This is a genomic window from Alcanivorax jadensis T9, from assembly GCF_000756655.1.
Lineage (GTDB): Bacteria > Pseudomonadota > Gammaproteobacteria > Pseudomonadales > Alcanivoracaceae > Alcanivorax > Alcanivorax jadensis.
The window spans coordinates 131,235-151,030 of sequence record NZ_ARXU01000008.1; the positions used below are offsets into that span (position 1 = coordinate 131,235).

General features: G+C 61.2%; 18 protein-coding genes. 10 read left to right on the plus strand and 8 right to left on the minus strand.

Annotated features, from left to right (window positions below; translation table 11 throughout):
- Positions 1-178: 178 nt before the first annotated feature.
- The 3 genes from mrcB (at position 179) to ybaK (ending at position 3,492) form a co-directional block, all read left to right on the plus strand.
- Positions 179-2,416 carry a penicillin-binding protein 1B gene (gene mrcB / locus T9A_RS11455; protein ID WP_232222087.1) on the plus strand — a complete coding sequence of 746 codons (2,238 nt, stop codon included), beginning with the start codon at positions 179-181 and terminating at the stop codon, positions 2,414-2,416.
- A 150-nt stretch (positions 2,417-2,566) separates the two neighbouring features.
- A complete protein-coding gene (locus T9A_RS11460) occupies positions 2,567-3,028 on the plus strand; it encodes a tetratricopeptide repeat protein (RefSeq protein ID WP_035248445.1) in 462 nt (153 codons plus the stop codon).
- Positions 3,025-3,492 (plus strand): Cys-tRNA(Pro) deacylase, encoded by a 468-nt coding sequence (gene ybaK / locus T9A_RS11465; RefSeq protein ID WP_052042883.1) that lies wholly within the window; start codon positions 3,025-3,027, stop codon positions 3,490-3,492. Before T9A_RS11460 ends, ybaK begins: the two co-directional genes overlap by 4 nt.
- A 203-nt stretch (positions 3,493-3,695) precedes the next feature.
- Here the strand turns inward: ybaK and hemL are convergent, their stop codons facing one another.
- From hemL to hemJ, 6 genes are all read right to left on the minus strand, one after another.
- Positions 3,696-4,976 (minus strand): glutamate-1-semialdehyde 2,1-aminomutase, encoded by a 1,281-nt coding sequence (gene hemL, locus T9A_RS11470; protein ID WP_035248447.1) that lies wholly within the window; start codon positions 4,974-4,976, stop codon positions 3,696-3,698.
- Between the two features lie 370 nt (positions 4,977-5,346).
- Positions 5,347-5,796: a DUF6174 domain-containing protein gene (locus tag T9A_RS11475; RefSeq protein WP_035248450.1), complete on the minus strand. Its 450-nt coding sequence runs from the start codon at positions 5,794-5,796 to the stop codon at positions 5,347-5,349.
- Positions 5,790-8,588 (minus strand): fibronectin type III domain-containing protein, encoded by a 2,799-nt coding sequence (locus T9A_RS11480; protein ID WP_035248452.1) that lies wholly within the window; start codon positions 8,586-8,588, stop codon positions 5,790-5,792. Before T9A_RS11480 ends, T9A_RS11475 begins: the two co-directional genes overlap by 7 nt.
- 154 nt (positions 8,589-8,742) lie before the next feature.
- The gene (thiE, locus tag T9A_RS11485) at positions 8,743-9,384 is read right to left on the minus strand and encodes a thiamine phosphate synthase (RefSeq protein WP_035248456.1); all 642 of its coding nucleotides are present in this window, start codon (positions 9,382-9,384) and stop codon (positions 8,743-8,745) included.
- The gene (gene thiD, locus T9A_RS11490) at positions 9,381-10,139 is read right to left on the minus strand and encodes a bifunctional hydroxymethylpyrimidine kinase/phosphomethylpyrimidine kinase (RefSeq protein ID WP_035248457.1); all 759 of its coding nucleotides are present in this window, start codon (positions 10,137-10,139) and stop codon (positions 9,381-9,383) included. The genes thiE and thiD overlap by 4 nt, the downstream gene beginning before the upstream one ends.
- 72 nt (positions 10,140-10,211) lie before the next feature.
- Positions 10,212-10,655, minus strand: coding sequence for a protoporphyrinogen oxidase HemJ (gene hemJ / locus T9A_RS11495; protein WP_035248526.1), 444 nt, complete (start codon positions 10,653-10,655; stop codon positions 10,212-10,214).
- A 115-nt stretch (positions 10,656-10,770) separates the two neighbouring features.
- On the opposite strand from hemJ, the gene T9A_RS11500 reads away from it, so the two are divergent.
- The 6 genes from T9A_RS11500 to T9A_RS11525 all read left to right on the plus strand — a co-directional run bounded on the left by T9A_RS11500 (position 10,771) and on the right by T9A_RS11525 (position 15,649).
- Positions 10,771-12,189, plus strand: a complete 1,419-nt coding sequence (locus T9A_RS11500) for a chloride channel protein (protein ID WP_052042885.1) — start codon at positions 10,771-10,773, stop codon at positions 12,187-12,189.
- Between the two features lie 105 nt (positions 12,190-12,294).
- A complete protein-coding gene (argC, locus tag T9A_RS11505) occupies positions 12,295-13,344 on the plus strand; it encodes an N-acetyl-gamma-glutamyl-phosphate reductase (protein WP_035248461.1) in 1,050 nt (349 codons plus the stop codon).
- A gap of 1 nt (position 13,345) precedes the next feature.
- Positions 13,346-14,071 carry a DUF6776 family protein gene (locus tag T9A_RS11510; protein ID WP_035248463.1) on the plus strand — a complete coding sequence of 242 codons (726 nt, stop codon included), beginning with the start codon at positions 13,346-13,348 and terminating at the stop codon, positions 14,069-14,071.
- Between the two features lie 9 nt (positions 14,072-14,080).
- On the plus strand, positions 14,081-14,545 hold the full coding sequence (locus T9A_RS11515; protein WP_035248466.1) for a bactofilin family protein: 465 nt from the start codon (positions 14,081-14,083) through the stop codon (positions 14,543-14,545).
- A 91-nt stretch (positions 14,546-14,636) separates the two neighbouring features.
- Positions 14,637-14,975, plus strand: a complete 339-nt coding sequence (gene erpA / locus T9A_RS11520) for an iron-sulfur cluster insertion protein ErpA (RefSeq protein ID WP_035248468.1) — start codon at positions 14,637-14,639, stop codon at positions 14,973-14,975.
- A 194-nt stretch (positions 14,976-15,169) separates the two neighbouring features.
- A complete protein-coding gene (locus T9A_RS11525; protein ID WP_232222088.1) occupies positions 15,170-15,649 on the plus strand; it encodes a phosphatase PAP2 family protein in 480 nt (159 codons plus the stop codon).
- A 182-nt stretch (positions 15,650-15,831) separates the two neighbouring features.
- Here T9A_RS11525 and T9A_RS11530 read toward each other — a convergent pair whose 3' ends face one another.
- Positions 15,832-16,932, minus strand: coding sequence for an anhydro-N-acetylmuramic acid kinase (locus T9A_RS11530; RefSeq protein ID WP_035248473.1), 1,101 nt, complete (start codon positions 16,930-16,932; stop codon positions 15,832-15,834).
- Complete coding sequence (locus T9A_RS11535; RefSeq protein WP_035248477.1) at positions 16,922-18,241, minus strand: OapA family protein; 1,320 nt, start codon at positions 18,239-18,241, stop codon at positions 16,922-16,924. Before T9A_RS11535 ends, T9A_RS11530 begins: the two co-directional genes overlap by 11 nt.
- A gap of 175 nt (positions 18,242-18,416) precedes the next feature.
- Between T9A_RS11535 and tyrS the strand changes: the two genes are divergently transcribed.
- Positions 18,417-19,616, plus strand: coding sequence for a tyrosine--tRNA ligase (gene tyrS / locus T9A_RS11540; RefSeq protein WP_035248480.1), 1,200 nt, complete (start codon positions 18,417-18,419; stop codon positions 19,614-19,616).
- Positions 19,617-19,796: the final 180 nt, after the last annotated feature.

A 19,796-nucleotide genomic window follows, 5' to 3' on the forward strand; every position in this document is an offset into this window, starting at 1 on the left:
TCAAATCACTGTGAAGGGAACGGATAAGGCAAGAGAGACTCATAAAACACTCACACTTTTCTCTATACTCCCTGCCATGGCGAAAAAAGCGAAAAAGTCCCCCGCGCGATCGCGGCGGCAACCGAATCGAAAAAAACGCAGCAGCGGACAACCACGTCGCTGGTTCAGCTGGTCCTTTGTGGGCAAGGCCGCGTTGGTGTGCCTGGTGCTGGGGGCTGCGGGACTGGCCTACCTGGATGCGCTGGTACGCGAGCGTTTTGATGCCCATGTCTGGCAATTGCCGGCACGGGTGTATGCGCGCCCGGTAGAGCTTTATGAAGGCCGCGTACTGTCCCGCGAGGACATGCTCAAGTTGCTGGATCTGATGCGCTATCGGCGCGACTCCCGGGCGGCTACCCCTGGCAGCTATGCGGTGCAGGGCAACAGCTTGCTGCTGCATACCCGTGGTTTCAACGACAGTGATGGCGGCGAAAAGGCGGAGCGGATCCGGTTGAGTCTGTCTGGTGGTCAGGTTCGGTCTCTGGAGGCCGGCGGTGATCGATTGGCACGCCTGGAGCCGCTGCAGATCGGTAGTATCCACCCCCAGCACGCAGAAGACCGGGTGCTGGTGCCGCTGGACAAAGTGCCGCCGCTGCTGGTGGAGATGCTGATCGCCACGGAGGATCAGGCCTTCTACGATCACCATGGTATTTCCCTGCGCGGTCTGGCCCGGGCCATGCTGGCGAACGTCAAAGCCGGGCGGCTGGTACAGGGTGGCAGCACCCTGACCCAGCAACTGGTGAAAAATTTCTGGCTTACCTCAGAGCGCACCCTGTCACGCAAGCTCCTGGAAATGCCCATGGCCATGCTGCTGGAGCTGCATTACAGCAAGGAGCAGATTCTCGAGGCATACCTCAACGAAGTGTACCTGGGGCAGGACGGAGCCCGGGCCATTCATGGCATGGGGCTGGGCGCCCAGTTCCTGTTCGGTCGCCCTCTGGAAGAACTGGAACCCCATCATCTGGCCACTCTGGTGGCGCTGCTCAAGGGGCCCAGCTGGTATGACCCGCGCCGTCACCCGGAGCGTTCCCTGGAGCGTCGCAACACGGTATTGAAGGTGGCACTGAATGAGGGGGCACTGTCGAAAGCGGATTACGACAAATACAGTAACCGCTCCCTGGAAGTGGTGCCGCGTGGTGCCTCCGCGCTTTATGCATTCCCCGCCTTCATTGATCTGGTAAGGCGGCAGCTGGCTCGGGATTACCCGCCGGAGGTGCTCAGTGATGAGGGGCTACGTATTCACTCCACCCTGGATGTGCTGGCCCAGCTCGCTGCCGAAGGGGCGCTGAGCGATCATCTGGACCGCCGCGATCCTGACGAAAGCAAAAAACTCAATGGTGCGGTGGTAGTGGTGGCGCCCGCCCAGGGCGATGTGCTGGCGCTGGTCAGCAATCGCAGCTCCCGGGAGGCCGGTTTCAACCGGGCCCTGGATGCCCAGCGCCCGATCGGCTCGCTGGCCAAGCCGGCGGTGGTGCTGTCGGCGGTGAGCCAGCCCAAGCAATGGTCCCTGGCTACCCTGGTGGAAGACGGACCCGTGGAAGTAACGCTGCCCAATGGCACGACCTGGTCGCCGCAGAACTTCGACAATCAGTCCCGCGGCGCTATGCCGGTGGTGGATGTGCTGACCTATTCGCGTAATCAGGGCACCGCTCGCCTGGGGCTGGATGTGGGCCTGGACAAGGTGGCTGGCACCATGAATACCCTGGGGGTGACCCGCAATATTCCCCTTTACCCGAGTATTCTGCTGGGAAGCCTGGAATTGACCCCGTTCGAGGTAGCGATGATGTATCAGCCTCTTTCAACGGGCGGGTTCAGCACTCGCCTGCGCTCCATTACCGATGTGCTCGACAAGGAAGCCAAGCCGCTGGCCCGTTACCCGGTCAATACCGACGAGGTGGTGGATGCCGGCCCGGCCTTCCTGACCCAGTGGGCCATGCAGCAGGTAGTCGAGAAAGGGACCGGCCGTGCCGCCCGGGCGTCATTGCCGCAGGACCTCAAGGTGGCAGGCAAGACCGGCACCAGTAATGATTTCCGTGACGCCTGGTTTGCCGGTTTCTCTGCCAACCATCTGGCGGTAGTCTGGGTGGGCCGGGATGATAACCGCAATGCGGGTATTACCGGCTCCAGCGGTGCCTTGCCGGTATGGGCGCAGCTGATGGGTAAGCTCCCCCAGCGCAGCCTGTCGCAGACGCCGCCTGCCGGCGTGGACTGGGTATGGATGAACCCGGATGGCAAGCGCGTTAGTGCTGAGGGGTGCGGCGATGCCCGTCGCTACCCGATGCTGGAAGCCTCGATTCCCCAGGACAGCGACGGCTGTGGCTCGGTAAAAGAAGCCGGGAAAGGCATCAAGGGCTGGTTCAAGGGGCTGTTTGACTAGGGTCAAATCAGATGAGAGCAAAGAATTCACCGAGGTAAGCCCCGTTTTCTGTAGGAGGCTGCTTGCAGCCGAACCGATGCTTGGTTCGCGGCAAGCACGCTCCTACGCCGTAATCTGGTCTTGCCGTGGCGCTGTTCAAGGATAGAAAGAATGTTGAGTGCTCAAAGGCTTGTTCAGCTGATGCTGATCAGTATGGTGCTGGCGGGCTGTGCGGTCCGTCCTCCGATGGAGGAACCGGCAGAGCCGATGACCGCCAGTCAGGAACTGGAAGGCTCGCCGGCATTGGGTCTGTTGAGTCGGGCGGAGCAGGCCCGTCAGCAGGGCCAGACATCGGCTGCAGAGCGTTATCTGGAGCGAGCCCTGAATATCGCCCCGGACTCCTCCTGGTTGTACAAGGAGCTGGCGGGCTTGCGGCTTTCCGAGGGCGATCCCCGCGGCGCAGAAGGCTTCGCATTGAAGGCGTTGCGACTGGCTCCTGACCATGACGATTACCGGGCTGGCTTGTGGGATCTGGTGGCCACTGCCCGTGATCGCCAGGGTGACAAATCCGGCGCCCGTCAGGCCCGCAGCAAGGCGAAGGAGTTGCGCAATCCCAAGGCCAGGCCAGTATGACACCGGCGGTGCAGGCTGCGAAAAAAGCCGGCGTTTCCTTTCAATTGCACAGTTACGACCATGATCCCAAGGCGGAAAGCTATGGGCTGGAAGCGGCGGAAGTCTTGCAGCTGCCTCCGGAAACCGTCTTCAAGACGCTGCTGGCATTGGTGGATGAACAGCCGGTCGTGGCCATGGTGCCAGTGGCTCATCAACTGGATCTGAAATGTCTGGCTCGCGCCCACGGTGGCAAGAAAGCGGCCATGTGTCCGGGGGGCAAGGCGCAGCGCCTGACAGGTTATGTACTCGGTGGTATCAGTCCGCTGGGGCAGAAAAAACGGTTGCCGCTATATCTGGATTTTAGTGCCGAATCACACAATCCCATCTACATGAGCGCCGGTCGGCGCGGCCTCGAAATCGCCATGGCGCCGGGTGATTTGCTGGGACTGACCGGTGGAAAAATGGTGGCGCTGGTTCGCGACTGACTCACTACGAAGCCACTGTAGGAGCGGCGCTTGAGCCGCGAACCGCGCGCCAGCGCGGAAATCGCCTGAAAGGCGATCAGGAGCTTCCGAACTCGACAGGTCTCTCTAGAGGAGGCCGCGAGTAAACCGCACCGCGTTTTCCTCGCCAAGGCTCGGATTCGCGGCTCAAACGCCGCTCCTACAGGTGGTTTTGGGCGACGCTATTATACCTTCGCAAACGCCTTGCGCGCCGCCGCAATGGTGGCGTCGATGTCCTCATCGCTGTGTGCTGCTGACACGAAACCGGCTTCAAAGGCACTGGGGGCGAGATACACGCCCTGGTCCAGCATGGCGTGGAAGAAGCGGTTGAAGCGCTCGCTGTCACAGGCCATCACTTCCGCGAAGCTGCTGATGCGGCTCTGTTCGGTGAAAAACAACCCGAACATGGCACCCGCCTGAGCGGTGGTGAAGGCGACGCCTTCGGCGTGGGCGGCTGCCGTCATGCCATCCAGCAGGCGGGTGGTTTTTTCCGTCAGAGCCTCATGGAAGCCGGGTTCGCTGAGCAGGTTGAGGGTGGTCAGTCCGGCGGCCATGGCCACCGGGTTACCGGACAGGGTGCCGGCCTGATAAACCGGGCCCAGCGGCGCCAGATGTTCCATGATCGCTTTCTTGCCGCCAAAGGCGCCCACCGGCATGCCGCCACCGATGATCTTGCCCAGAGTGGTCATGTCCGGGGTCACGTCGTAGAGCGCCTGGGCGCCGCCCAGTGCCACCCGGAAGCCGGTCATGACTTCGTCGAAGATCAGCACGCTGCCGTAGTCATCACAGTATTGGCGCAGGGCCTGCAGGAACGCCTTGGTGGGCGGGACGCAGTTCATGTTGCCGGCCACCGGCTCGACGATGACGGCGGCAATCTGGTCGCCGTATTCATTGAAGGCGGCTTCCACGCTGGCAGCGTCGTTGTAATCCAGCACCAGGGTATCGCCGGTCACGGCGGCGGGGACGCCCGGTGAGCCTGGGATGCCCATGGCGCCGGAGCCGGCCTTCACCAGCAGACTGTCCACATGGCCGTGGTAGCACCCTTCGAATTTGATGATCTTGTCGCGACCGGTGTAGCCCCGGGCCAGGCGGATGGCGCTCATGGTGGCTTCGGTGCCGGAGTTGACCATGCGCACCATGTCCATGGAGGGCACCAGTTCGCAGACCTTGTCCGCCATGGCCACTTCGGTGGCGGTCGGGGCGCCGAAGCTGAGGCCGTTCTGCACCGCTGCCTGCACGGCGGCAATCACCTGGGGGTGGTTGTGGCCGAGGATCATCGGGCCCCAGGAACCCACGTAGTCGATGTAGCGGTTGTCATCTTCATCGTGCAGATAGGCGCCGCTGGCGGAGTGGAAAAACACCGGGGTGCCGCCCACGCTTTTGAAGGCTCGCACCGGGGAATTAACACCACCGGGAATGTGTTGCTGGGCCTGACGGAAAAGCTGTTCGGAGTGCTTGCGGCTCATGGGGTGTCCTCTTTGTCTGGCTGTTGGCGATGCCTGGCATCGCAGGCCGCGCGGGCGGCGGGTGTGCGCCTGAGCACACACGGGAAATTACGGTTGATGATGTCGTCGGGGCATGAAGACCCCGTGACACGGGCGAGCCTGTGATCCATGCGGAAAGTTATGTGACAACGGAGCAAAGCCAAAACATCCAGATCAAGGCGAGAAAGCGCAGGACTAGTGGGTCTAATTCAAGTTTTCTCAACACAGAGCTGGGTGTTTTGGCGCAGCGAACTGTTACAGAACTTTCCGCATAGATCACCAGGGCCCGCCACGGAAAGTGGCGGCATTATGAGGGGTGAGTGGCGGCTTGGCCAGTAGGGCGTCCGAGGGGTTAGGGGGTGGCCGTTGTTGGAGTCAGATCCTTGATCCAGTATTGCTGCTCGTCATCCGCCATGCGCGGATCGAAATCCAGACGGATATGGCGGGGGTAACCCTGCTGCGGGTGGTAGTCCACGTCTACCTGGTGCCACCCTTTGCGTTGTTTTTCCTCAATCAGGGCAAACCAGTCTTCCACGGTGCGGGCCAGGGGCGCCAGCTCGTCATTGTCGGGGGGTTCCAATCGGGCCTGTTGGCCGCTGACCTTAACATTGGCGGGGAGCAGGGCCCGGGGACCGCAGTAGCATTGCTGGCTGGCCTGGTAGCGGTAATGCTCCAGACCCTGGTCGGCCCAGCGCTGTCGTGCCTGGCTCAGAGGGTCGTTTACGGCATCCGGGCTGCCCGCCTGGCAGGCGGGCAGCAGGGTTGCAAGCAGCAGCATTATCAGCGGGCGCGAGCTCAGCATGAGGCACTGCCTTTACGGCGAAGCAATACCAGCAGTGCCAGCAGGCCAGTCAGGAAGCCTGCGCTGCCGCCGTCATCGCCGAAATCTTGTGGCGGAGTGTCGTCGTTAAGGGTGTCGTCATCGCCGGTTGGGGTGATGTCGTTGTTCAGGGCGATGGCCGCCGCCGCCGAGGGCGTGGAGCTGCCGGCACTGTTGAGGCTGGCGACCCGGTAGCGATAACGGTTGCCGATGGTGACTCGGGTATCGGTGTAGCGGGTGCTGTTGGCATTCAGCTCGGCGATGGCCTGCCAGGCCAGCCAGGTGTCGCCGTCCCGGCGCTGGCGTTCGATGCGGAAGCCGAATTCATTGTCGGCATTATCCTGCCATTGCAATACCACGGTCGTGTTCTGGCGCTGTGCCTGCAGGTTGTCAGGGGCAGCCGGTGCGCGCTCGAAGAGCCGCTCCGCGCTGTTACTGAGCGGTGAGGGGCCTACGGCATTGAAGGCCTGCACCTGATAGCGGTATAGCGTGCCTGCGAGGACTGAGCTGTCATCGTGGCGGCTCTGGTTGCTGCCCAGCTCGGCGAGGCTTTGCCATTCACTCCAGGTCTGCCCGTTGAATTGCTGGCGCAGAATCCGGAAGCCGGTTTCGTTGTCCGCATTGTCCTGCCAAGTCAGGCGGACGGCGTCTTCCAGCAGGCGGCTGGTCAGGTTGGAGGGCGCTTCGGGTCGTGAACCAAACTGAATCTCGGCCAGATTGGAGGGGGCGGAAGCCAGAGTGGCGTTATGGGCAATGACACGGTACTGGTAGCGTTCGCCGAGCACAGCGGTGCTGTCCAGGTATTGCGCACTGTCCGCGGCCAGATCTTCGACAAGACGGGTCCAGACTGTCCAGCTGCCATTGTTGTCCCGGCGGCGCTGGATTTCGTAGCGTTGCTCATTGTCCGCCTGATCGCTCCAGGTCAACTGGATGCCGCCGTCCGCCAAGGTCGTGGCCAGGTTGGCCGGGGCATCAGGTGTGCCTTCGACCATGATGCTGACGATGTTTGAGCTGTCGCCGGTGATGTCGTTGCCTTCGGCAATGACCCGGTATTGATAGTTGAGATCAGTGTCGATGCCGGTGTCGGTATGGGTCTCGCTGTCTGTCGGAAGGCTGATCAGCGGCGTCCAGCTGTTGTTGTTACTGGAGCGCTCGACCCGGTAACCGGTTTCGGTAAATGCCCGGTCGGTCCAGGTCAGAGTCACCTGTGGTGGCTCCTGCTGGACCTGGGCCTGCAGGTCGTTGGGCTGGCTGGACACAATGTCATAGGCCAGAGGAGTGCTCAGTTGGTTGTTACCGGAAAGGATGTCCTTCACTTCGCTGCCACTGATCGTGGCTGTCTGTGTCAGGAGAGCGTCAGCCGGGGTGCTGCTGATGATGCGTAGTGTCAGGCTGGCAGGGGCGAAGGGCGGTGTCAGAGAGCAGCTATAGCTCCGCTGATCCGGGGCAATGCTGCAGTCACCATCCGGCAGGGTCAGTTGGTCGATCCGGGCATTGCTGAGATTCCCCTGCAGCTGGATCTGGTCCGGTGCCCGGGAGGCTTGCTGGTAGTCCACGGTAAAGGCCAGCGTCAGGGTGGTGCCGGTGCTGTTATCGAAGCGCTCAGGGTTGGCATTATCGGCGCTGAATCCTGCATCCACCGGGTAGTTGAAGCAGGCATCGTGGTTGCCCAGGCTGTCGACCTTGGCGGTCATCTGGTTTACCGAGCAACTGGAAAAGCCAGTGGCGCTGCCGTCAGCCCAGCTGGACATGATGTAGCCATTGCCGCAGTAACGTTCCGGATTTTCCTCCTGGTCGGCTTCCACATTGTCGTGGTTGGCGCCGAAGTTATGGCCGATCTCATGGGCCATGACCACGGCAGTCAGGGGAATGTTGACGTATTCCTGGGTTACGCCGGTGGCGTAGCCATTGGTATTGCAGAGGGTGCCGACATAGGCAAGGCCCACTGTGGAGCCGTCGAATTCACGGCCGGAGAGCAGTTCCATCAATGGGCTGGCCGTGCTGGTGTCGGCGAAGGAAAAGCCGTGGTACTTCTCACGCAGATCTACCAGCAGTTCATTGGCGCTGGTGGATTCCAGCAGCAACTCTTCGCTGGGAAATTCCACGTGCAGGGTATCGAAGACCATATTCAGGTCGTTGCGGTAGAAACCGTCGATGATGTTGAGCAGTTCCACCACCTTGTCCTGGTAGGTATCCGGGTGCTTTTGTTGAAACAGGTGGTCGACGATCAGGTATTTCTCCGGCAGCAGGCAGACACCGTCCACCTGCTTGGTGCACATTTCTTCCAGGGTGGCTGCGGCAATGTGGTACTCACCTGAACGAGCGCTGGCTCCTTCCCGGGTCGGCAGTTCCAGGGAGCTGTGGGTGCCATTGCCTACGCCGCAGGTGCCGGGCGCCTGCAGGCTTTGCAGGGAACGGGCAACGGGGAGATTGTTATGCTGGCTGAACGTGTCGCTGTCGATAACGTGCATTTCGCCATTCAGTGACACGACCCCGGACCAGTTATCCTCGAGCTGGGACAGACGCACCCAGCTTCCCGGAACCTGTTCCAGAGAGCCGCTGTAGTGATTGCCCTGAAGGAGTTTGCGATCCGCATCGGACATGCCGATCCGGGCGGTGCTGGGTTCCAGTACCGCCCGGTAACGGCTGCCATCGATGAACAGTTCGGTGCTGGCTTGTGGATCTGCAGCGGCGACATGACTGCCCGGGAAAAGCAGGGTAGCCAACAGCAGGCCATGCCAGGATGCCAGTGGCCGACGAAAGCGCATTGCCATGGGTGGTGCTCCCCTCTTACTGGGTTTTTCGTATTTTAGGTGTAGTTACTTCGGTGTAGACGTTGCGGGGGATTTTGCGTACCTGCGGGCGGGTATGTTGTGCGGCGTATCCCATTCCTCGCTATCTGAAAGGGCGTGCAGGGTTATTTGAGGTTCAGACAGCGTTAAACAGGGCGCTGAGCTGCTGCGCGGCCCGCTCTACCTGGTCGGGAGCGGGGGCGGAGAAAAGGGCGTGGATTACGGCCAGAGCGTCGGCACCCCGCTCCAGTAGCTGGCCGCCGTTGTCGGAATTAATGCCGCCGATGGCGACCAGCGGAATCGTCAGCTGTTGACGGGCCTGGTCGAGGATCACCGGATCAGCGGGCGGAGCCAGGGGTTTGGTGCGAGAGGGGAAGAAGCGGCCGAAGGCCACGTAGTCGGCGCCTGCAGCGGCGGCCTGCTCTGCCAGTGCCAGATCGCTATGACAGGTAACGCCAATGATCTTGCCTGGGCCCAGCAAGCGTCGGGCGCGGGCGATGCCGCCGTCGCTCTGGCCGATGTGGACGCCGTCGGCATCAATGTCTGCGGCCAGGGCGGGATCATCGTTGACCAGAAAGAGGGCGTCATGCTGCCGGCACAGGGCTTGCAGCTGGGCGGCCCGATGGCGCCGTTGCGCCGGGGTGGCGGTCTTGTCCCGGTATTGCAGCAGCCGGGCGCCACCGCGCAGGGCCGCCTCTGCGGCTGGCAGTAATTGCCGATCACGAATCAGGGCCGGGTCAGTGATGGCGTACAGGCCATGGATGGCGGGGTGCTTCATCGCCGATCGGGCACATGTTGGCCCTGGCCAGGGCGGAAGGCGTTGCGCAGGAAGCGGTCCACATGGGCCTGGCCGTCTGCCACCGCATTGGCCAGGGATTCCCCGTGGCCGCGCAGGCAGGCGATGGACGAGGCCAGGGTGCAGCCGGAGCCGTGATAGCTGTGTGGCAGACGCTCCCAGTTCCACTGTTGCTCACCGTCGGCGCTGAACAGATGGTTGGTGACCTGGTCGGTGTCGTCGTGGGTGCCAGTGATCAGAGTGGCGCAGCCGGTGCGTTTAACCAGCTCGCCGCCGCAGTCGGCGACGGTGACCTGACCGCTGAGAGCCTGGGCTTCGGGCAGGTTCGGGGTCATCACATCGCAGTGGGGCGCCAGTCTTTCCAGCATGGCGTCGGCCAGGGATTCGCTGGCCAGACTGCCGCCGGCTTCGGCGGCCAGCACCGGGTCGAGCACCACGGGCACGCCGGGCAGTTGCTGCAGCAGCTCGGCGATGAAGTCGATGATGGCTACGGAACCGGTCATACCGATTTTCACTGCCTGGTAGTCGTAGTCTTCCAGCAGGGTGGCTGCCTGCTGACGTAACAGATCCACGTCGGTGAGCCGGAAACCGCGCACGTTCTGACTATTCTGCACGGTGAGCCCGGTGATCAGGGTGGAGGCAAAGCCGCCCAGGGCGCGAATGGCTTCAATGTCCGCATGGATGCCGGCGCCCCCGGAAGGGTCGTGGCCAGCGATGACGAGAATATTGGTTTTCATAAAAGAACGCCTGGCGCTTGACGCCTGACGTGCGGGCGATCTTCTCGTCCGGTGTCAGGCGTGCAGCGTTTTTCAGAATGGTCGCACTACCGCCAATATAACAATGGCCACCAGCAGAAACACGGGGATCTCATTGAAGATCCGGTAAAACTTGTCGCTTTTGGTGTTGGCGTCGGCGGCGAATTTTTTCATGTAGGCCAGGCAGACATGGTGATAGCCGATCAGGAGAAACACCAGGGTTAGCTTGGCGTGCATCCAGCCGAAACCTTTATAGGCTTCCCAGTTGGCCATCAGCATCCACAGGCCCAGCAATACGGTGACGATCATGCTGGGGTTCATGATGCCCCGGTACAGTTTTCGCTCCATCACCTTAAAACGCTCCCGGCTGACGGTGTCTTCCGCCATGGCGTGATAGACGAATAGACGCGGCAGGTAAAAGATGGCGGCAAACCAGCAGATCACGGCGATCAGGTGGAACGCTTTGATCCAGAGCAGGTGGTCAAGGGCGAACTGCATCATGATGTGGCAAATCTCCGGAGTGTAGTGAGTGGAGGGATCGGAAGTCAGAGCGTAGACTATACCGACTTCCTGCCATTGTTTCGTCAACCTGCACTGATTGCCAAGGAGTCCCGTGAATAAGCGGCCACGCCATCGTCGTCTGATGCGTTACTACCTGTTTCGCACTCGCCGCGTGAGTCGTCGTCAGCTGGGGTCCTGGGAAGACTGGAAGTTGCGCGCGGTGTTCTGGATCGGTGCCGTGCTGGTGGGGTTGTTGGTGGTGGCGTTCGCCTGGGTGGCAGAACTGGCGTCACACACCTTTATCCAGATACACGAACAGTCGCCACTGTTGCCGGTGCTGATCACGCCGCTGGGCATGCTGTTGATCGTCTGGTTGATGCGACAGCTGGGCACCGAATCCCAGGGTAGTGGTATTCCTCAGGTGCTGGTGGTGCTAAAGCAGCGCTACCATTGGCTGCGCCCCACCTTTCTTTCTCTGCGTGTCATCTTCGGCAAGTTCATTCTGACCTGCCTGGGGTTGCTGTGCGGCGCCAGTATCGGGCGCGAAGGCCCCAGCGTTCATATGGGCGCGGCAATGATGTATTCGGTGGGTCGGCTGGGGCGCCTGAATCAGAAATATGTGGATAATTCCCTGATCGTGGCCGGTGGTGCTGCCGGGGTGTCGGCGGCGTTCAATGCGCCGCTGGCGGGGATTGTGTTCGCCATCGAAGAATTGTCCGGCTCCTTCGAGCAGCGCACCAGCGGTACCCTGATCCTGGCCATTATTCTCTCCGGGGTGGTGGTGCTGATGATCATGGGGCACTACAGCTTTTTCGGTCACCCGCAGGGCGCCCTGGATATTACCCGGGACTGGGCGGCGATTGGCGTCACCGGGCTGGTGTGTGGTCTGTTCGGCGGTCTGTTCAGTCGGTTGCTGATCAAGGGCAGTCAGTTTCTTTCTCCCCATGCCAAGGCGCACCCCTATCGAGTGGTGCTGATGTGCGCGCTGGTGCTGGTGTTGCTGGGGTTGCTCACCGGCGGTGCCACCTACGGCAGTGGCTATGAGCAGGCCAGTACCCTGCTGGACGGAGAGCACCCGGGGAACTGGAGTTTTGCCCTGGCCAAGATGTCCGCCACTCTGGTGTCCTACTTCACCGGTATTCCCGGCGGGCTGTTCTCGCCGAGCCTGGCTGCGGGGGCCGGGTTCGGCAATGTGATTGGCGGTTTCTTCCCGGAGTCTTCCCTGGTGGGGATTACCCTGGTAGCCATGGCTGCCTTTCTGGCCGGTGTCATCCAGCGTCCCATTACCTCTTTTGTGATCGTCATGGAGTTGACCGGTAACCGCCATGACATCCTGCTACCGCTGATGGCCGGGGCGTTTCTGGCAACGGCGGTGGCCAAGCTTGTCTGGGCTCGCCCGCTCTATGATTCTCTTGCCGAGCGTCTCTCGGATGGGCGTGGCATGGCCCTTGAAAAGCCCCGGGAAAAAGGCGATGACGGGGGAGCGGAGTCGGCCGCGGGCAAGGAATCCGAACGGCAATTGCCCGGATAAGTTGCCGGCCCATGGTGGCGCCCCTATCATGCGGGGTCATTTGTGAACCTGAAGCTACGGCTTCAGGTTAAATGCAGTTCCCTGATTAGCAGGGTGGAGAATGATATGGCAGAGCCCCTCAAGGTCGGCGTAGTTGGTGGCACCGGATACACCGGAGTGGAGTTGTTGCGCCTGCTGGTCAACCACCCCCATGTGGCTCTCGATGTGATTACCTCTCGGGGGGAAGCCGGCACCGCGGTGGCGGACCTGTTCCCTTCCCTGCGGGGACGCACCGACCTGGTCTTTAGCGAGCCGGACGTGAAGCGGCTGGCTTCCTGCGACGTGGTGTTCTTCGCCACCCCCCATAATGTGGCCATGCGCATGATGCCGGAGCTGATGGATGCCGGGGTGCGCGTGGTGGATCTGTCTGCGGATTTCCGGCTGCGTGACCATGAATTGTGGAGCGACTGGTACGGCGAACCGCACGCGTGCCCGGAATTGCTGGCGGACGCGGTGTACGGCCTGCCGGAAGTGAACCGGGAAAAACTGCGTAATGCGCGACTGGTGGCCTGTGCCGGCTGCTACCCCACTGCCATCCAGCTTGGCTACCTGCCGTTGCTGGAGAACGGCTGGATCAAGCCGGAGCAACTGATTGCCAACGCGGCCAGTGGGGCCAGTGGCGGCGGCAAGGGTGCCAAGGTGCCGATGCTGCTGGCGGAAGCCGGCGAGAGCTACAAGGCCTATGGCGCCAGTGGTCACCGTCACCTGCCAGAAATCGAACAAGGTTTGGCGGATATCGCCGGCGGGCCTGTCAGAGCCACCTTTGTGCCACACCTGATTCCCATGATTCGCGGTATTCACGCCACCCTCTATGGGCAGCTCAACGACCAATCGCCGTCCCTGGAAGAGATCCAGGCGGCCTACGAGGCTCGTTACGCCAATGAGCCCTTTGTGGATGTGATGCCGTTGGGTAGCCACCCGGAGACCCGTTTCGTGAAAGGCGCCAACACCTGCCGGATTGCCTTGCACCAGCCCCGGGGCGAGAACGTGATTGTAGTACTGTCGGTGATCGACAATTTGGTCAAGGGTGCCTCCGGGCAGGCGGTGCAAGCCATGAATATTATGTTCGGGCTGGATGAAGGGGCGGGACTCGCAGTCGTTCCGCTGATGCCCTGATATGGCGCGCAAACCGAAAAGTCGGGCAGGCATTGATGATGTGATGTTGATGCCGGTGAGCCCGTCCCGGCAGAAAAAGCGTCGCCGGCTATGGACGGTGGGTTTGCTGGTTCTTGCCGTAGTGCTGTTTGCCGGCGGTTTCTGGACCGGTAGCAGTGGCGCCCTGGATACGTCCGCGGCCAATCAGCGACTGCGCAGCGATCTGAAGAGCACCAAGCGTGAGTTGGAAGCGGCCCGCAATGAGCTGGCTCTGTACCGCACCGATACCGAAGTTACCCGGGAGGCTCGGGAAACCCTGCGCCAGGAGATAAAATCCCTGCGTGATCAGGCTGCCGAGCTGGAAGAGGCGGTGGTGTTTTACAAGAGCGTCATGGCCCCGGGCGCCAGCGAAGGGCTGCAGATTGAAAAAATGGTGCTGCAGCCGGATGATGAAAACGGCTTTTACCGTTACCGGGTGGTGCTGGTGCAGGCAGGAGATAATCGCAATTATCTGTCCGGCGACATCAGTCTCACCCTGCGTGGCAGTCGCGAGGGGGAGTCTTTTTCCCGGAATGGAACCGACTGGCTGGAAGATGGCAGTGAGACGCGCTTCCGGTTTCGTTACTTTCAGGAGCTGAGTGGCCGCTTTCAGGTACCGGAAGGGGTGGAGCTGGAAGCCGTGGACGTAGAAGCTGAGAGCGGCGGCAGAAACCGTTACCAGATACAAAAAACCGTAAAATGGCAGTAGGAGAGACCCGTGCTTGGCCGAGACAAGAAATCCGCAACAGGTAGTACATCCGGTTCGTCCCAGGATTATCGTAACCACACCCTGGTCGCTCCCAGCGCCACGGTTCGGGGTGATATCGAATTCACTGGTGGCCTGCACGTGCAAGGCACCGTGGAAGGCAATATCAGTGTGGGCAAGGACGGTGGCCGTCTGATTATTGGCGAGACCGGGGTGGTCAAAGGGGAGATTCAGGTACCCAATGTCATCATCAACGGTCGTGTGGAAGGGGATGTGCACGCCACCGAGAATCTGGAGCTGGCCGAGAAAGCCGCCGTGGAAGGGAATGTCTATTACCTGATGATCGAAATGGTCATGGGGGCACGGGTAAACGGCAAGCTGGTGCGGCTGGACGATGAGCGTCGCAACCTGCCGGCACCGGATGCCACTGGCAAGAATGCCGGCAAGACCGCGACCAAGGCTGCGGCAGCTGAATAATTCTTGACTGTTTTAGTCGGGTACTGGAACATAATCAGCCCGTAGGCCTTTCCGGCCACGGGCCAATCCGCCATCCGTTGCTAGCGAGAGTATGACCGAAACCGCCCCAATCTCATTCACCGATGCCGCCGCCGCCAAGGTCAAGGAACTGCGTGACGACGAAGGCAATCCGCAACTCAAGCTGCGCGTGTATATCACGGGGGGAGGCTGTGCCGGTTTTTCCTACGGCTTCACCTTTGATGAGGCGGTCAACGACGACGACACCATCGTTGAAAAGGAAGGCGTTACCCTGCTGGTCGATGCCATGAGCATCCAGTATCTTGATGGTTCCCAGGTGGACTACGAGAAGGGGCTGATGGGCTCGCGCTTTGTGGTCAGCAACCCCAATGCGGCCACTACCTGCGGTTGCGGGTCTTCCTTCTCCGTCTGACGCCGGACCTTCTCGCTCGCCCTAGTACACAACAGGCCCGTCCTCCAGCATGATGGGTCTTGCTTGTTGCATCTCCTGCTGTCACAAAACCTTCACCGTTTGATCAACTTTCCGTCGTTTTCGTGGGTGACACTGTCCCCATGATGACTACGAAACCCACATTTCAAAGAATGACCGCCGCGGATACCCGTGCCATGTGCTGGTTGCTTCAGCAGCCCCAGGCTGCCCGTCGCGCTCGTATGGCCCGTCTGGTGTCGCGGCTCGGCGATGGGCCCTTCTATGTGGCCCTGACACTGCTGATCTGGTGGATGGATCGGCAGGGAGGCAGTGTATTTGCCCTTACCGCCATGGCCGCCTACGCCCTGGAGGTGCCGCTGTTCGTGTTGTTGAAGCACCTGATCAAACGACCGCGCCCTGCGGATGCACTGGAAAGCCTGTCTGCGTTTATCCAGCCGGCAGATCGCTTCAGTTTCCCTTCCGGCCATACTGCGGCCGCCTTTGTGATGGCATCCCTGCTCTGCGTGTTCTACCCGCCGGTGATGCTGTTGGCGCTGGGTCTGGCGGTGATGGTAGGGCTGTCACGGGTGCTGCTGGGCGTGCATTACCCCAGCGATATCCTCGCTGGCGCCACCCTGGGCGTCAGCTGTGCCATGCTGGCGCTCTGGCTGGTTTAGTTCTCCCTCCTCTCGACGATCCTCTTCCGTCCTGGCCATACGGCCGCACATTTTCGATACATCCCCCGTAGGAGCGGCGCTTGAGCCGCGAATTTTCTTGCGATAAAGGCCGAATGGTTCGCGGCTCAAGCGCCGCTCCTACGGGGGGTATGGCGAGGTAATGAGCGGCTGCTCTTCGCCTTTCAGGGCAGGGTGACCTGGCCCAGAATGGTTTCCCTGGACGCCCCGGTAACCACCGGCGCATTCCCGCACTGTCCTTCCAGCCGTGCCCATGCCAGCCAGGCAAAGGCGGCGGCTTCTACCCAGTCCGGGTGCAGGCCTTCGCTTTCGGTGCTGATCACCGGAATTTCCAGATGGTGCTGTAGCCGTGCCAGCAGGTGGTGGTTGTGGGCGCCGCCGCCGCACACCAGCAGTTGCTGTGGGGCGAAATCCGCCAGCGCGTCGCTGATGCTGCGGGCGGTCAGCTCGGCCAGGGTGGCCTGAACCTGTTGAGGTTCACTGTGGCCTGGCAGGTGTGGTTTCAGCCAATCGGCATGGAAAAGCTCGCGGCCGGTGCTCTTGGGGGGTGGCAGCCGGAAGTAGGGATCATCCAGCAGCTGTGCCAGTAGCCTCGGGTCTGGCTCGCCGCCAGCGGCCCAGTCACCGTTGCGGTCGAAGGGTTGCTGGCGGTGCTGCCGGATCCAGAGATCCATCAGTACATTGCCTGGGCCGGTATCGAAACCGCCCAGCAGGGTGTTGCCGTCCAGCAGGGTCACGTTGGCCATGCCGCCGATGTTGGCAATGGCGCGGCGCTGGCCGGGTCGGGCAAACAGTTGTTGGTGGAAGGGCGGGACCAGGGGTGCACCCTGGCCGCCCAGTGCCATGTCCTTGTTGCGGAAATTGCTCACCACGGTGATGCCGGTTTCCACTGCCAGGGTATCCGGGCAGCCCAGCTGCAGACTGAAGCCGTTTTCGCCGGGCCGGTGGCGAACTGTCTGGCCGTGGCAGCCAATGGCGCGGATCTGCTGTGGCTTCAGGCCGGTCTGTTCCAGAAGGGTCTGGCAGGCCTGTGCATAGCATAGGGAGAGTTGGCGACTGACGGCGCCGGCCCGGTCAATTTCGTTGTCGCCGGGCTGGCAGAGGGCCAGCACTGCGTCTTGCAGAGGATCGGGCAGCGGCTGGTTGAGGGTGGCCTGCAGGGAGAAATGTCCGTCACCGATCCGGGTCAGCACCGCGTCGATGCCATCCACGCTGGTGCCGGTCATCAGACCAATCAGGTAATCGCCGCGGGCCTCAGAGGACATCGCTGCTGGCCAGGGTTGAGGCCTCGGCGAACAGGGTCATCTGGGCCTTGAGGCGATTGGCGGCAATCAGGAACTCCGAACGCTCATTGTCGTTGATGCCCCGCGCCTTGGGCAGGGGCACGGTGAGTGGATTGCGGTGAGAGCCGTTAATGCGGAATTCGTAATGGAGGTGCGGCCCGGTGGCGAGGCCGGAGGCGCCCACATAGCCAATGGTCTGGCTCTGTTTGACCCGTTTTCCTACGCGGATGCCCCTGGCGAAGCCGCGCATGTGTGCGTAGAGGGTGGTGTAGATCTGGCCGTGTTTGAGGATGATCACGTTGCCGTAGCCGCCCTTTACCCCGGCAAAGATCACCTTGCCGTCGCCGGCGGCCTTGATCGGGGTGCCGGACGGGGCTGCATAGTCGATGCCCTTGTGGGCGCGAATCCGGTTGAGTACCGGGTGTTTGCGGCTCAGGTTGAAGCGGGAACTGATTCGGGAGAAAGCTACCGGGGTGCGGATGAACTCCTTGCGCATGGAGTCGCCCTTGATATCCAGGTATTCCACGTCGCCGGACCGGGTTTCGTAGCGGAAGGCGGTCAGGTGGCGGTCCTGATTCCAGAACTCGGCCATCAGGATGTCGCCCTCGCCGACTTTCTCGCCATCCAGATACAGCTCTTCATAAATAATGCGGAACCGATCGCCCCGGCGAATATCGAGGACGAAATCCACGTCCCAGGCAAACAGGTTGGCCAGCTGCATGGTGAGCTTGTCGCTGATGCCGGCAGCTGCGCCGGCCAGAAACAGGGAGTCAGTGATGTCCGCCTCGGCAAAGCGGGTCTGCTTCTGGTATTCGCGCTGGCTCAGGCGGGTTTCCCAGCCGCCGCCCCTGAGGCGGGCAGTGAGCGTTTCCACTTTGGAGGGGTGGTACTGCACCTGAGTCAGTCGGTTGTCGTTATCCACGGTGACCTGGAGGGTTTCGCCGGGGCGGATCTTGGTCAGCCGTTGCAGCTTGTCGTCGCTGTTGATCAGGGCAAATACCTGGCCGGCGCCGACGCCCAGCGGTTGCAGCAGCGAGGACAGGCTGTCACCGGCTTGTACGGTCAGGATTTGCCACTCTGGTGCCTGTGGGGCTTGTGGCTGGGGCTCGGGTTTGCGGGCCGGTTTGGCCGGTAGGGAAATCGTCTTGGCCTGTTGTCTGGGTTGTTCCGGGGGGCTGTCAGGGCTAAGAGCAATAAGGATGACGCCGCCCAGCAAAACCATGCTCAGCAGTAAATGGGTGCGGGGGAACTGGCGCACCAGCCTGCCAGCAGAGGATAAAAGTTCTTTCATGGAGAGTGTGAAGGACCTGGTTGGGTAAAAAGCCGGTCGTGCCCGGGAGGCACAGCGAAAACTGACCTGCAAAGATACCTGCCTTCTCTGGCCGCGTTCAAGTGCTACAATAACCGGCTTTCTCGCAGGGGCTTTATTCCTGTGTTAACGGTACCCGGACAGTATAGAGGTAGGCATGGCCACGGTGGACGAACAACTGGCGCTCATTTCCCGCGGTGCGGATGAAATCATCCAGGAAGACGAATTGCGGGAAAAACTGGCTTCTGGCCGGCCCCTGAAGATCAAGGCAGGCTTTGATCCCACCGCCCCGGATCTGCATCTGGGGCATACCGTGCTGATCAACAAGATGCGCCAGTTTCAGGAGCTGGGCCATCAGGTGATTTTCCTGATTGGTGATTTCACCGGCATGATCGGTGATCCCACCGGCAAGAGTGCGACCCGACCTCCGCTGACCCGGGAGGATGTGCTGCGCAATGCGGAGAGCTATAAAGAGCAGGTGTTCAAGATCCTTGATCCGGCGAAAACCCGGGTGGTATTCAATTCCGATTGGATGAATGAGGTGGGTGCTGCCGGCATGATCAAGCTGGCCGGGCAGTACACCGTGGCGCGGATGCTGGAGCGGGATGATTTCGACAAGCGCTACAAGGGTAATCAGTCCATTGCCATCCATGAGTTTCTCTATCCGCTGGTACAGGGCTATGACTCCGTGGCGCTGGAGGCGGATGTGGAGCTGGGCGGCACCGACCAGAAATTCAACCTGCTGATGGGGCGTACCCTGCAGAAGGCCTACGGCCAGGCCCCGCAGATCTGTCTGACCATGCCGATTCTGGAGGGGCTGGACGGGGTGCAGAAGATGTCCAAGTCGCTGGGGAACTACGTGGGAGTGAATGATGCTCCCGGGGAAATGTACCGCAAGCTGCTATCTCTTCCCGACAGCCTCACCTGGCGTTACTATGAATTGCTCAGTTCCTGCTCCAACGAGCGTATTGAGGGGCTGAAGGCAGAGGCGGACACGCTGGGCTCCCCGCAGGAGGCCAAAAAGGCCTTTGCGCTGGAGATGGTCGAGCGGTTCCACGGTGCTCAGGCAGCGGCGAGTGCGCCCAAATCTGCGGGTAACCAGATTGCCCTTGGCGAGATCCCGGATAACGTGCCAGAAGTGCTGGTTGAGCTGGAGGGAGAGGAGGAAATTCGCCTTTTCCAATTGCTTGCCAAGGCAGGCCTGACTAAAAACGGTAAGGCGGCCAAGGATGCATTCGGGCGGGGTGCGGTCTATCTGGATGGTGCCCAGCTCACCGAGGAGCGCAGTTTTGGCCGGGGCGAGAGTCTGGTGCTGCAGGCAGGCAAGAAGAAGATAGCCCGGGTAACGCTCAAATAGGCCGGAATCGATGGTTTTTCCAGCGATTTGAGCAGAAAGTGAGCGGTTGAACGGTTTTTCAGAAAAAGTGCAAAAAAGGGTTTGACTCCCCCAGCGAAATCCCTAGAATGCGCACTCCTCGACGGGGCAACAACGAAACACGCCACGGACGAGACGCTCTTTAACAATCAGGCAAGCAAA